The following is a 14,234-nucleotide window of genomic DNA, read 5'->3' as shown; positions in this document are numbered from 1 at the left end:
AAATGCTTTGGCAGCAAGCGGTACATTTCATGGCAACTGCTGGTGACACACATGGCAAAGGTGGTACATTTTATCGGCTGTAATCACTTTTTAATTTACAGGTTTCTGCTCATATTATGTATGTTCCAATAATAATTTTAATTCGGAACTTATTTAGACCATTATTGGAACATAAATTAAGTTGAAGATAAAAAACTGTCTAAAGCTAACTGAAATTTTAAACGAAAATGGGGCAGCAAAAGAAATAAAAGGTGTCTGTAAATTAATATATTTTAATAAAGAATTTAAATAGGGAAATGCTCAGTGCAAAAGACACTGAGCATTTTTTAATAAATCACTATTACTAAGGCTACTTATAAGTACATTCTTCATGAAAAATAGAATTCTCAAATTAACTTACTGCTAAGTATTAGAATTGATCTAAATTTGCTAACTAAACAGTGGAATCAATTTTAAATTAACTTTAATAATTGAGTTACTAACCGTTTTTGCAAAATGTATCTAAAAACTTCTGTAATGCTTCAAGTTGTTCTTTATTTAATTTCTTAGCAGTACTTAGTAATTTCTTTAAATCTTCATCAAAATTATCATCAAAAAATTCAGAAAGAGTAATTCCGTAAAAATCACAAATTTTTATTAAGTTTTCAATCGAAACTGGAACGTGGCCATTCTCAATTTGTGAATAATATGGCTGGGAAATATGAATAGCCTCAACAATCTCATTTGCAGTTTTATTAAATTCTTTCCTTAACTGTTTAATTCTCATTCCGACTTCCTTCAATTTCCAATCCATTTACATCACCTATTACCAAAGTATACTTTTAACCTAACTTTTATTTAGATTGAAAAGCAATAAAAACTTCCATTTATTGTTATAAACAATAAAACAGTGGATATAATATTGATATTATCAATTATTTAAGGAGTGATTATTCTTGGCAATTTATAAAGCAGACGTGGAGATTATTGGAACGAGGCCTATACTGTTTAATTGTTTTTCTCCTGAATGCATCCCAATTGAAAGAAAGGAGAAAAGTGGGGTTGCAGGTAATAACCCCGAAGAGTGGCGACAAACCTACAAGACTACAGACGAGGGTCTTCTATATGTGGATGGAAGTTATATACATCGATGCTTAATTAATGCAGCTAAATTTGTAAAAAAAGGTTTACAAAGTCAACTTGCAGCCACTCTTGAGACTACTACAGATAAACTTATCTTTGAAAATCGAAGTGTTTTGGATTCAAATAAAATTACCACGGATCCATCTCAAGAGATTTATATAGATATCCGAAGTGTAAAAATGGTCAAGACCTCTGCAAGAAATATTCGCTATAGATTAGCCACATCCATAGGATGGAAAACTTCATTTTCTATCCTATGGGAAGGTTCCTTGATTAATAAAGAACTTATGCTAAGTGTTTGTCATGAAGCAGGACGTTTCGTTGGAATTGGGGATAATCGATCAAATGGTTTTGGACGATTTAAGGTAGATTCTTTTGTAGTAACTATAGACAGGGGACAACAAAATGCCTAAAAGTCGTTTACCTAGAGAGGTATGGTTTAAAAACATACGCCCTATTGTCTGGGAGAGAGATAATAGGAGATGTGTAAGATGTAATAAAGAGATTTCACTTAATGAATGTCACATCGATCATAAACAGGCTGGAATTTACGGTAATAATAAAATTTCTGGATTGAGAACTCTCTGTTTTCGTTGTCATGCACTAAGAGCCTGTTATTTACATAGAGGGCTAACATCGAAAGCAATAGAAAAGGGAATTATCCCTCCAAACTGGAGAGATTTAACATGGGATGATCAAGAGTTATAATTCGAAACTAGGCTTAGCCTAGTCTGGTCAGGTATGTACCTGCTTGGCCACTGAAGAGAAATTGGTACATTACGGTTAGGTCCGTTATGGTCGTGGTGGGGTGTGCTACGGTTCGGTTAGGTCGAGTTAGGTTCGGTAAGGTCATGAAATAGAAAAGGGTGTTTTAGATAAGCTTTAAATATTTTTTGAAAGGAGTTAGATTAGGTGAAAACTATTTTTTTAAATGATACAGGCAGAATTGTGAAGCTACATCCTGCAACTCATTCTCACGGTTGCCTTGTAGAAAAAAGTCATATTAAACCTCTAGAAGTGAGGGGATTTATACTTCCAATTGATACGATTCCATGGGTGAAATTATGGGATGAAAAGGAGATGGGGTTACGAATATTGGTTTCTCCAGTCAAAGAGGTTGAATAAAAATTTTATTAATTAAGGGAGTTTTATTGTTGGGAACGTATATTAATTTGTCCATTTTACCTAGTAGGGTATCAAATTTGGAGTGGGAACAAATATACGACGAAAGTTTAAAATTATTGAATGCATTTCCTTTTGCGGATATAGAAGAACGAGAAATTTTTGGATATAAATTGCAGGTCTACGTAAAGGCTACAGAAAAGAAAGGTCCATTACAACATTGGACCGTGAGGGGCGATATTAATAGTAAGAGATATGCTGAATCCTTCAGACTGTATCGAGATATTATTAAATATCAATCCTTTCGAAAGGAAAAAATGCAAAAAAATGATATATTATTTGTGGAGGATCGGGAAAAAATTGTTGATGTTTTTGAGTCTAAGACTCAAGGGTATGAATACCATCTATTCGTTTTAGCCATTGCAATGCTGGTTGAAAGTCGATTAGAGAATGTTGCGCTTGTAGGTGGGGACATAGATTATGACCAATGCATTAAAGCAAAACAATGGGCAGATAAATTTCTTTCAATTCCTATTGAACTTCCAGTTAGAGTCCATTTTGATAAATTACTATACCGCATATCACGTGCCAACAATGAACTTGAGAAGATTCAATTTATCGAAAAATGGCTTATTGCGGATCAAGAAGAAATGTTTCTGGTAATTTTTAAGTATTTCCCTCAAGAATCTTTTTTAGACTGGTTTTTAAATAAATTAAGATCATACTCCTCTGCCAACCAATTGGGGGCTTTGAAATTGTTAATTTATTATTTAAATCTAACGAATGATTTAAATAATTTGCTTTTCTTTTGTTGTAAACATGAAAAAGGTCCTAGATTTCCATCATCCGAGATAATAAGAGCTATTGCTCATACATGGATCTGTTTGCCACCTGAGAAATTTGCGTACTTAGAAGTTTTTGCTAAAGTATCGGGACATCCGCAAATCATGGAGAGGCAACTTGGTACAATAATTCTGGATTTGCAATTTGCTGGCCGAGAAATTAAAAAATTTATTTCGCCTTCTAAAGTTGCAAAGATTTTAAGTGAGTACCTTCCAGATTCAACAACTATCAATATTGAAACTTCTTTAAAACAAGAAATTGATAAGATAGAAGAACAATTAATAGTGTTCTATAATCAAATTCGATATGCTATTGAACTTTCTGATAAATCTTTTGAAGACAGAAAGTATTTAGCGGATGAAGATGCTTTTCTATACTATGATGGAAGCACTATAGTTTTAACAGAAGAACAAGAGTTTATATTAAAAGCATTAGCATTCAGTATAAAAACTGTTTTACACCAAGAAAAAAAAGGGGATTTTCAACAATATCTTTTTGGACCTTCTGATAATCTGAAGTTAATTTTAGCTGCGTTTGTTGATGAAAAATATAAAATGATAATTACAGAGCAGGCATGGCAATGGATTGCAGAGTCGGATGATCCATTTTTAATAAGAATTCTTCTAGTAAAATTAATTATCGATGATGCAACTGGGCTTCAAAACGTAAAGTCTCAGTCCGACTTGCGCAAAGCCATGTTTGAAAACCAATTGTTAACTAAAACAATTAAAGATTATATGAAAGATGAAGCCGCAATGTTGCAATTTGAAAAATAAGAAATTAAGACATATAGAAATTGATCTACAAACAATATAACATTAAGATTTTTGGTAAGTCTACTGATGTTCAATAAGTTTAATTGATGTTGTTTGGAGAAGTTGTTTTATTGTCACCAAATGCGGAAATAATCGTTGCAGCTGTCTTTCCTCCGATACTAGGGATTGATTGGATAATCTTATATCCCTTACCTTATTTTTTGAAAGCATCTATCTTGTCCTCAAACATAGATAGATGCTTTTTTTACCTTCCATGATTATCGCCATTCAATTATTTTAATTTGTCAGCGAGTGCAGCCACATCAGGTGTACCAAGACCAGTTGCCTGATTATACAATGTACCTGCGGTACCGGTATAGAATCCGTTGTCATTGGTTGTTCCTGAAACATTTAATGGATGAAGCGGTGAATCTTTTTGCACAGCAAAACGGTACAGTTGCGGATTCCAGAAACCTGCATTTGAACCGTTGGTGCTGTTGATGAGTGCCGACAAACCAGCGAGCTGAGGAGCGACGAAGCTGGTTCCTCCAAACGTAAAGTATCCAGCATTTACGCCCGGCTGACCGGGATCGCTGAAATATACCCTGTAACCCGTGTTGGGGTCGGCAGCCATGCTAATATCCGGCATATTCCTACCAGTTCCAGCGCCTTTGATGATTGTTGCCTGAGTATCGCGAGTCATTGAAGACTGGTTTGCATTCTCTGTCCACTGTTTTACTCCTGTAAAGGAGTTCACGCCTTTTACTCCGAGTTGATAACTTGGTGTCGCAAATACCTTGCTGAATCCTCCTCCTCCTCCGGAAAGGTAGATTCCATAGTATAAAGGATCGTTCAATCCCAACGCATCTAAATAAGGGAACATGTAATCCCATCCCCATGCACGTTCTTTGCTATTGGTAATATCCACGTTATATGAATCTGAATGTAAATGGAAAGGAAGAGTCGTTCCTCCAGCTGCAGTTATATAAGGGCTATCAGCTGGTGAGTCAACAGAAAGAGCGGTTGCTCCTGCTATACCGGAGTCGAGACCAAATTCCCTTGAAGCATCGTAAGAGCCTTCATCTCCAGCTGCAGCGAACATACTTATTCCTTGAGAAGCAGCTTGCATGAATAATTGGTTGAATGCTTCTTCATATTGTGGTGTTTCTTCTTTCAATTCGGCAAAGAATTTAACTGCTGTCTCACTTTCTCCCCAACTGACCGATATTTGTTGTGCCTTATTTTCATTGATCGCAGTAGAAAAGCTATTCAAAAATCCTGTATCGCTGTTTGGCCCAACAAATACATGAATATCTGCCTGCGGTGCAAGCGCTCCTGACTGCTCGACGTCGAGTGTTGTTTCGTCATAACCATCAAAGCCGGACCCACCATCGACATTTGTCTTTGTAATGCGGTTTGGTTTAACAGGAATTCCATTGTTGCTCCAGAATTCATACGCATCGTCTACGTTAAAGTCAGCAAGTGTCACAATTCCTATTGTTTGACCTTTACCCGCTGCACCTTTGTCATACAAAGGTTGAACATGGTATTGATTAACCAAGTCCTTTGTTGTTAAACTCAGAGGGCCTTCAGGAGTGTCACCATTTGATTCAAGAATTGGCTTCTGCTGAATGGCACGAGAAGTAAAGTTGGAGTAATCAGATAATCCTAAAATGCAAAGAATCTGATTGCCAATGTTTGCAGGAAGCGTTGGAGTCCCTTTTGTCCCGTGGAAAGCCTTCCCTTTATATTTCTTCTTCTGTAGGATGACATTAAAAGCTTTGTTAAATTGATCTGCAGTTCCTTTGGCCGTAACAATTAATCCATTTGGGGCCACCGTAGATGTGATATCAAAACTATCTAAATATTGGGTGACTTTTTTTATGCTATCAGAATTTGCTCCGTATTTTTTGTTGAAGTCCGATACCGAGAGGTACTTCCGATAATTATTACTTCTAGGAGTCGTAGTTTCATCAATAAAACGGGCCAGTTTGTCTTTGTTTTGGATTTTCATCACAATGTCAACTGTTACCAGCGTGTCATTAGGTAAATCACCAAAAACTTGTGCATTTTCAGGATTTCCTGCTTGTTCTACAGTTACAGAATCTGTTGTCTGTGCGTTAGCTACAGCTGGAATGTTGCTAAAGGTCATCATTGAACTAATGACGGCCAAACCAGCTATCTTTTTCCATGGTTTCATAAATGATTCTCCTTTTCCTAGCAAATATAGGAACAATTAATAATTATACAAACATTTTAAAGAATATTTCTCTGACACTTTTACTACACAGCCCTGTTGACAGAAAAATAGAGCTGTTTTCCTGCCTTAATATAATCTTTTCTACTAAAATATGTACAAACTGGAATTTTTCTAATGTTATACATATCGAATGCAAGGATTTTAAAAACCTACATTATAACCATCAATTATAAATTTCTTTTAAATAACCAACCACCCAACTTTTGTTATATTTGGAACAATATACATATAATACTATTTTATTGTAATGATTGGTATATTTTTTTGAAAAATTAAAATTATACTGCGAAAATTAAATTTAATAGCATTTCTGATTCTATTCACTTTAATGCTTTATCCATTTGGATTACGGGGGATATATCCTCTATATAAGAACCATAACAATGTACTGTCACATTAGAAGTGACAGATGATAATACCGACTTATGAGGGGATCAATAAGGATATCTTTTGGCCTCTATTTGGACAGGGATTTAAACGTGGAACAAGTAGGAGATCTGAATCTCCTAGTTATGGTAAGCTATTCAACCTCTTAATTTTATTCATTCCAATGGGGATTAATCTTATCTGTTTCTTCGTCAAATCAATTATAAATCCGGTCAGTCGCTCACGGAGTATCGTAGATTTCACAAACTGTATCAACTATACCTAGACCTTTTTTTGGGGGGGAGTAGTGATGCGAGAAAAGGAGTTTCAGAACCTTTCGAAATATACTGTTCTACCGTAAGAATAGTGCTTTATTTTTTTCCGAGAGTTTCAATTGCCATTTATCCTCCTTATTTTTAGGAAATAGCTTAACTTTTGAATATTGGTATTTTAAGTTCTACTAAAAAACGTAGCATGCATTAGTGCCGAACTATCTGGAGGTACTCATTCATCAAAAATCAATCTTTCGCAGTACTGATGAAACAATCGTTTACAAACAACATTTAAAGGAAATGATACAGAGAATACAATACTTTACACCTTTTTGTGGAAATATTGGTAATTTTGTAAGAAAAAAGGATTGATTTCTATTAATATATGTTAAATAATGTAATAGTAAGAAAAAAATACTATTTTATGGAGGTTTATGGTAAAATGAAACTAGAACCAAAAATGATTAAAAAAATTACTGCAACAGCAATGCTCGCTACAATGACTTTTGGTGGATATCACCAAGTGAGCGCCGCACAATTAACTTCTACATCGAAAGTTCAACAGCAACATAATGAAGTTAAAAGTGGGGCAATTAATCTTGGAAGTCCACAAACTCAGGTAAGTAAAATTTTAACATTTGACGAAGTTGTATCAGCAATTTCAAAAGATAACAATATTTCAAAAAGTGAAGCTGCTAATCTAGTCATTTCAAACTTCCAAAAAAGTAACGGTACTACAAAAGCCCCTGCATCAGCAGGCACTATGTCTAATACGACTGCATCTGCACCAGCTGTTCAATCAGCACAATTGGCTACATATCGTTCATTATCAACAACATTTACAGTAACAAGCGTATATAAACCATCTGTAAATTTTTATTGTCAAACTGATGAAGGCGGGTATTTTAGAGGGATTGTCAAAATATTAAATATTAGTATGAATAGATCATATAATAATACTTCTAAACAATTTTCTGGTACTGTTTATGCTAATTTAGAAGATCCAAATAGAATTTATTGGGAAGTAAATGGAGACTTTTTAAATAATGGTACTACCACAATAAGCGGAGGCGGAGCAGTAAATATTGGAGTAGGATACTCTGCTAGTGTTAACTTCGGAGTATCATATCAATCAAACGAATACAAGTATGTTGATACAACAGGATACACAACTTTTTAAAGTAATATTGGAGTGATAATATGAATTCTCTAATAAAACTTATTATTAATCTCATCATAGGTGCTATAATAATATTTGTTCCAAATATCATAACAGGTCATTCTTATTCGTATGCCTTAAATAGTACTATGGGAGCATTACAAGTTAGTGAATTTATAATGCGAGTGATTACATATGTAATTGGATTATTAGTTATATCTTTCTCAATTAAAGATTATTCAAAGTAATGTTCAAAAAACATTGTAAAACTCAATTTTGTTTAAAGAAATTTGAAGCCCCTCAAATTAGAGGGGCTTTTTCTGCAGTAATCTTAAAATAGAAGGGACTCTTTTAGAACGATTTTTTAGGTAATTATTAATAATGCATTTGTTATTGAATGTGAAATAATTTTATAATTTAAGAAGAAACAATGCAGAGGATATTCAAAAATTTCACAAAAAAGTCAGGAGCTCTTTATATAGAGACTCCTGATTTTTTGCCTCTTAAATAACTACGGTGAACCGTATCACAAGTAACGGTAAGTTTTTTGGGAAACTCGTAGCGGGCTTAGTAAGGCACCTTGCTGGGTTTGGGATAGGAGACGCTTAGCTGAAATGCCTACGCAAACGGGCTTACATGAATTTATTGAAGGCATAGAACGATCCAGAACCTAAAGGGAGACTCTTACATGTGGGAGACAAAAGACCATTTGGAGGAAGATACCAGTTCAAAAATTGTTTTGGACGCTCGGGTAAAACTCTAGCTCAATATCAGCGACTTTACGCCTGTCTTTCATAAAAGGGAAGGGCCATCCAATCCATAGGATGGCCCTTCCCTTCAATAGTTGCTGTTTTAGGCAACGTGATAAATTGTACGATAAAAAACAGCAAAATTCATATTCGGGGAGCACTTCTTACTATTTGATGCCCTGTTCCTGGCGAAAACGCTCGACTGCTGCCAGAGCGGTCCGGTAGCCACCGGCGTCGCGGAGGGATTGACCAATGGTCGCGGCCCTCCTCTTGAAGTTTTGTTCGTTAAAGACCTGATTTACGGCATCCCGCAGCTTTGCGGCGGTAAGCCTCGATTTGTTCAACACGACACCGGCCCTCAGCTTCTCTACACGCGCCGCGATAATAGGCTGATCGGCCGCGTGGGGGATGAGCACCAATGGAACATCGTAGTACAGTGCCTCAGACACGCTGTTCATGCCGCCGTGGCTCACGAAGACGGCCGCCCGTTGCAAAACTTCCAGCTGTGGCACATACGGACGGGCAATGATGTGGGACGGTGCGTCCCGGAAAAGTCCCATATCCGTATAGCGTCCTGCAGAGATCACCACCTGATAGCTTGCATCGCGAAAGGCATCCAGACATAACCGGAAGAAGGATTCACTCTTGGCTAATACAGTTCCCATGGAAATGTAGACGACGGGCCTGTCGTCCTCTTTCAGAGGGTCTAGCGAGAAGTCCGAGAGGCTTTCACGTTCAGAAATGGATGGCCCGGAGAAAACGTACGAACGGTCAAGGCGGTCGTAATCCGGTTGGAAGAAGTCGCTAGTATAGATCAGATTCAGTTGACCGGTCTGACAGAACACCTCATTGATTGATGGCGCCGGTACGCCGTATGTTTCGGCAAATTTGGCGGACAGTCTCTTAATCTCGGGAATGAACTTCCCTCCCTTCAGGAGATCTCCGACTTGCTTCATCAGAGCCTCACCTGCCATCTTAGGTTTCTTACCTGTGGAGGCAAAGGAAGCATGTGAGGCGATGTGTGGCAGCTTCAGGAGCCGAGCTATTAAATTGCCCCAACCGAAAAGGGAGTCGTGGAACACATAGTCGTATGCCTCTTGCCTAGCCTGCTCCACCACCGTCGGCACGACATGGTCGGCGGAGTGTAACAGCAAAACAATGAATTCTAAAAAATGAGAGATGTCCTCTTGGCGTACACCCCCTAGGAAGTTGTCGAAGGGCTTGAAGACTGCTCCTGCGGCCTCCGCTTTGTCACGGGCATCCTCAGTGCTGTAGAAGTGTACCTCATCCCCGTTTTCGCACCAGGCTTTGATAATCGGCAGCATGGGATTCACATGTCCATCGCCAATTCCACCAATTGCTAATATCTTTGCCACATTCGTTCGCTCCTTATATGTAATCTCCAATATTTACGCATTGAGTGCTCATTGTAACTACCAATTCTAGTATGTTTTAGGGCTTATGTCTACTTGCACATTCTTACAGGGAATGCATAGCAAATCTCATTGAGCCTGCTTAAACGATAAACTTAAAATTTGCCGTTACAGACAGCGTGCTGAACCGTATCATAAGTAAATGAGGCCAATTAGCCAAACGCCTCTCCATAAAGTTTGGGAGGTAAGGGCTTAATAAGTTTTCTTAACGAAAATAGAGTTAATAAGAATGGTATTGTTGAAATATATAAGGAAATAGATTGACAAATTTAAGAATTCTATTAAACTAAAAATAGTTTTATCCTCAAATTCTTCTCAAAATATTCTTTTTAGTAGCTACTCCGCAAAGCCTATATGCGCTTTTACTTTGTCCAATTGAAGCCACATTAATCCACTTCTTTTCCACTCGCATTAACACTCATTTATTATAAAAATCTGTTAGAGGTTCAAATGAATAAAGTATGGAGATAGTTCATTCATGGCATCGAATATGTATGCATATTAAATGCCCATGTTGTGGATGTTCTGTGTTAAAGATGATTATTACATAACTCATAGAAGCACATCTTTTGGATAAGTTGCTTTTATTACTTCACCAAAACAATAAAGAAATGGCCAAATTTATTAAGGTTTGTCCATTAAATTTTGATTATAAATTGGCCATAGTAAAAGGGTGCTATAAAATTGGATAGGAGGAAGGGATCCTATGGGATTTGAAGAAGAATACCAGGCCTTTATGAATGCTCACTTGCAGGCAAGAACCGGTGAACGATTGCGGCGCTTACAAGAAGGTCATAAGCAGGCTGAAATGTTGTTTTTGAAGCAAGTGTGGTTTCCTTTGTTTTATCATTTCCGGTATCTTCATCCAGAATATGAAGTCGATGATTTTAAGGATGGTAAAAGATATTTAGATTTTGCTTATATTCGTCCTGCCATTCGGATTTGCCTTGAGATCGATGGGTATGGACCTCATCTTAAGAACATAAGCAGATGGCAATTTTCCGACAGCTTGGAACGTCAAAATCAGTTGGTGATTGACGGATGGACCGTGATCCGCTTTTCTTATGACCAAGTTAAAGAGAATCCTCGTCAATGCCAACAGATTGTTCAGCAAGTGATTGGTCGATGGCTGGGTGATGAACTGGACCAGACACCTCTGTCCATTGTCGAAAAGGAAGTTCTTCGGCTAGCAATTCGAAAAGGAGAAGCCATATCCCCTATAGAAGTCGAGAAGTATTTGAAGTTAAGTGACAAGACGGTAAAAAAGGTACTTTCTCAACTATGCGATAAGAAGATGCTGATTCCCGCATCTGGGGTCGTGAGGGTCCGCTCTTATAGGTTGGGGGATCGGGTTAAGCAACCGATATGATAAATAGAAGGAAAATTACGCTTAATTAGTAAATACTAATAAAAAATAGTTTAAATAGACGGAGAGATTCCGCTTATTGTATCGAAAAACGTGAAAATCGGGGATATTGCTTTACATAATCGGAAAACCTCCCCTTATATTCCCCTAAACGAGCTCCATTCTACATCTAACCGAAAAATCTCCGCTTATTTTACTTTCACTGGTTACTTAATTAAGGGAATGACTCCTTATTTAAATGGAAGTGGATGAAAGGGTGCTTTGATTTTAGGATTCTTTGTTATCTCAAAAGAATCCAAGGGAACCTCATTTTGGATGCATAACGGGGAACCTTACCAAAAGTTAATGAGTTTTTAGATATACTTTTATTAACAAAGGCTCCCCATATCCAATGAATAAATAAAAAAAGTTCCCTATAATTTTCTTTTCCACAAATAGAGGACATTTGGCTAAATCTAAATCTTTTCTAATAGATTCCTTGCCTGATTACTAATTTCTTTATCAGGGTCTTTTTTAACCAAATCTTGTAACAACTCCACAGATTCGCCGTCCCTCCATAATTTTGTCTGCCATTGTTCAAGGGCAGTAATAGCCATGTTCCGATTTCTAATGACAAGGCTTTGCAAGGTAGCCTCAATAAACGATAGTCCTATTCCATCAAATTGATCTAAATCTGCACTATATAATCTAGGCCATGAAAATAGTGATATTCCTTCCCTACCCCATTTCTAATGCGGGAGCTGATGCAATCTTGTCCAGTGGTAAATGAGGTGCTGCAAAGGCCGCGAGCACAAATGTCTAATGGACTGATTTCATAAAGTTAATTCCAAACTATATTCTCTAAATCTATTGTTTTAGGTGTGTAGGTGTATCCCTCCATTCCTCCATGTAGGGCAGTTGGTACTTTTCCTTTCCTAGCTACTCTATGTGATTCATGAGGGCAAAACAGTCGAAATAAAGACCTAAATTTAAATTATTAACATGTCTGTGTAAATGTAATTTTCCGTTCATCTTCCGTTCACATACCAATCTTAGACTAAGGGTGTAATAGAGATTGGAGGAATGAAGATGAACATTGCATGGAAAGAAATGAAGAAAAGTAAAGCAAGATTTTTGATTTTAGGCTCCATTGTTTTTCTTGTTAGTTTATTAACGTTTATTATATCCGGTTTGGCAAATGGTTTATCACTAGACAGCGCTGGTTTAATAAAAGATTTGCCGGATGGACAATTTTATATGACGAAGGAAGCCAATAAGACTTACAGCATGTCTAGAATAGACCGTAGTAGCCAAAATCAAATTTTAAATACACAAAAGGATGCCGCGGCATTTTCCATTCAAATGGGATTTTTGGATGATCGTAATGGGAAACAGCGAAGTTTCGCCTTTGTGACAGCGACGAGATCTAAGTGGTTTAAAAATGTTAAAAAAGGAGAAATTGTACTGGACAAGTCAATGGAAGACGATGGTGTAAAAATTGGAGATTCTTTAACCAATAATCAATACAAAGGAAAGTTTATTGTAAAAGGTTTTATAAAACATAGTAAATACAGCCATGCACCTGTTGCTTATATCAATATAGAGGACTATAAAGAAATTTATGGAACCGATAAAATGCAGTTGATTTTTATACCTGAAAGGAGTACAGCCCCCACATTCTCTGGAATGGAATCCTTTTCGAATAATCAATTCCTTAATACTATTTCAAGTTATAAATCGGAACAGATGTCCCTTAATATGATTATTTGGTTTTTAATGGTCATTAGCGGAATGCTGTTTGCAATCTTTTTTTACATGATGAATGTTCAAAAGATCGGTTTATACGGTATCCTCAAAGCGATCGGTGTAAAAACAAGTTCGCTGTTTAAAATAATGTGGATGCAAATGGCGTTTATCACCGTCATTGCACTTAGTGTATCCATTTCCCTCAGTCAAATTTTTAATAAGATAGCACCTAAAGGAATGCCTTATAGTTTAACCATGGAAACAACAGCTCAACTGTCGATTACCTTCCTAATTATAGGATTTGTTGGCGCAACGCTTTCCGGTTTACAAGTTAAAACAGTTCAACCATTGCAAGCTATTCAACAAGGAGAGGTTTAATATGATATTTAAAATAGATAATGTTAAAAAATCTTATAAAAATGGAGAAGTGACAGAAGAAATTCTAAAAGGAGTAAACCTTTTTCTTCGAGAGGGTGAGGTAACCGCTTTAGTGGGGGCATCAGGCTCCGGTAAAAGCACGCTTCTAACAATAGCTGCAGGACTCCAGCCTGCATCAGATGGACAGATCATATTTGAAGGGGAAAACTTGACTTCCATGAATTCTGAACAAGTTCGAAAAATCAGGGCCAGCAAATTTGGCTTTGTCTTTCAATTTGCCCATCTGGTACCCTTTCTAACAGTAGAAGAGCAGCTGTTACTTATGTTGGATGTATCTGAATCAAAAATGAAAAAACGGGAACAGAAAAAGGAAATTGACAAAATCTTGAAATTGGTTGAAATGGATCATCGAAAAAATGCCTATCCTTCTTCATTATCAGGCGGTGAAAGGCAGCGGGTTGCTATTGCCCGTGCCATTATCCATAAACCGAAAGTTCTCTTTGCAGATGAACCAACTGCAAGTTTGGATTCAAAACGATCAAAAGATGTGATGACATTAATTAGTAATTTAACAAAGTCACTCAATATTGCCACATTAATAGTAACACATGACGAAGAAATGCTTTCTTTTGCTGATCATATCATTAAAATGAGTGATGGGCAGATTTTACAAAAAGTGTAGAG

At 36.8% G+C, this 14,234-nt stretch carries 12 protein-coding genes; 8 read left to right on the top strand and 4 right to left on the bottom strand.

From position 1 onward, the window contains the following. Positions 1-478: 478 nt before the first annotated feature. Positions 479-793 carry a helix-turn-helix domain-containing protein gene (locus HPT25_RS07670; RefSeq protein ID WP_173062260.1) on the bottom strand — a complete coding sequence of 105 codons (315 nt, stop codon included), beginning with the start codon at positions 791-793 and terminating at the stop codon, positions 479-481. A 142-nt stretch (positions 794-935) separates the two neighbouring features. Between HPT25_RS07670 and HPT25_RS07665 the strand changes: the two genes are divergently transcribed. From HPT25_RS07665 to HPT25_RS07650, 4 genes are all read left to right on the top strand, one after another. Next, a complete protein-coding gene (locus tag HPT25_RS07665; RefSeq protein WP_173062257.1) occupies positions 936-1,535 on the top strand; it encodes a hypothetical protein in 600 nt (199 codons plus the stop codon). Then, entirely contained in the window at positions 1,528-1,830 is a 303-nt protein-coding gene (locus HPT25_RS07660; RefSeq protein ID WP_173062254.1) for an HNH endonuclease, read from the top strand. The genes HPT25_RS07665 and HPT25_RS07660 overlap by 8 nt, the downstream gene beginning before the upstream one ends. 204 nt (positions 1,831-2,034) lie before the next feature. Continuing rightward, entirely contained in the window at positions 2,035-2,247 is a 213-nt protein-coding gene (locus HPT25_RS07655; RefSeq protein ID WP_173062251.1) for a hypothetical protein, read from the top strand. 29 nt (positions 2,248-2,276) lie between these two features. Further along, positions 2,277-3,863: a hypothetical protein gene (locus HPT25_RS07650; RefSeq protein ID WP_173062248.1), complete on the top strand. Its 1,587-nt coding sequence runs from the start codon at positions 2,277-2,279 to the stop codon at positions 3,861-3,863. Positions 3,864-4,134: 271 nt separating this feature from the next. On the opposite strand, the gene HPT25_RS07645 is transcribed toward HPT25_RS07650, so the two are convergent. Beyond that, a complete protein-coding gene (locus tag HPT25_RS07645; protein WP_173062244.1) occupies positions 4,135-6,042 on the bottom strand; it encodes a S53 family peptidase in 1,908 nt (635 codons plus the stop codon). A 1,140-nt stretch (positions 6,043-7,182) separates the two neighbouring features. On the opposite strand from HPT25_RS07645, the gene HPT25_RS07640 reads away from it, so the two are divergent. Continuing rightward, positions 7,183-7,920 carry a hypothetical protein gene (locus HPT25_RS07640; protein ID WP_173062242.1) on the top strand — a complete coding sequence of 246 codons (738 nt, stop codon included), beginning with the start codon at positions 7,183-7,185 and terminating at the stop codon, positions 7,918-7,920. Between the two features lie 895 nt (positions 7,921-8,815). Here the strand turns inward: HPT25_RS07640 and HPT25_RS07635 are convergent. Beyond that, entirely contained in the window at positions 8,816-10,024 is a 1,209-nt protein-coding gene (locus HPT25_RS07635; RefSeq protein ID WP_173062239.1) for a macrolide family glycosyltransferase, read from the bottom strand. A gap of 763 nt (positions 10,025-10,787) precedes the next feature. On the opposite strand from HPT25_RS07635, the gene HPT25_RS07630 reads away from it, so the two are divergent. Then, on the top strand, positions 10,788-11,450 hold the full coding sequence (locus tag HPT25_RS07630) for a putative endonuclease domain-containing protein (protein ID WP_173062235.1): 663 nt from the start codon (positions 10,788-10,790) through the stop codon (positions 11,448-11,450). A gap of 452 nt (positions 11,451-11,902) precedes the next feature. On the opposite strand, the gene HPT25_RS07625 is transcribed toward HPT25_RS07630, so the two are convergent. Continuing rightward, entirely contained in the window at positions 11,903-12,043 is a 141-nt protein-coding gene (locus tag HPT25_RS07625) for a hypothetical protein (RefSeq protein WP_217269656.1), read from the bottom strand. A gap of 472 nt (positions 12,044-12,515) precedes the next feature. Between HPT25_RS07625 and HPT25_RS07620 the strand changes: the two genes are divergently transcribed. Together HPT25_RS07620 and HPT25_RS07615 are read left to right on the top strand one after the other, a co-directional pair. Next, positions 12,516-13,550, top strand: coding sequence for an ABC transporter permease (locus tag HPT25_RS07620; protein ID WP_173062228.1), 1,035 nt, complete (start codon positions 12,516-12,518; stop codon positions 13,548-13,550). 1 nt (position 13,551) lies between these two features. Continuing rightward, positions 13,552-14,232: an ABC transporter ATP-binding protein gene (locus HPT25_RS07615; RefSeq protein WP_173062225.1), complete on the top strand. Its 681-nt coding sequence runs from the start codon at positions 13,552-13,554 to the stop codon at positions 14,230-14,232. Positions 14,233-14,234 lie beyond the last annotated feature (2 nt).

This window comes from Neobacillus endophyticus (assembly GCF_013248975.1).
In the GTDB taxonomy this organism is placed as follows: Bacteria; Bacillota; Bacilli; order Bacillales; family Cytobacillaceae; genus Neobacillus; species Neobacillus endophyticus.
Note: the sequence above shows the minus strand (reverse complement) of the source record. Positions and strands in the feature narration are given on the sequence as shown.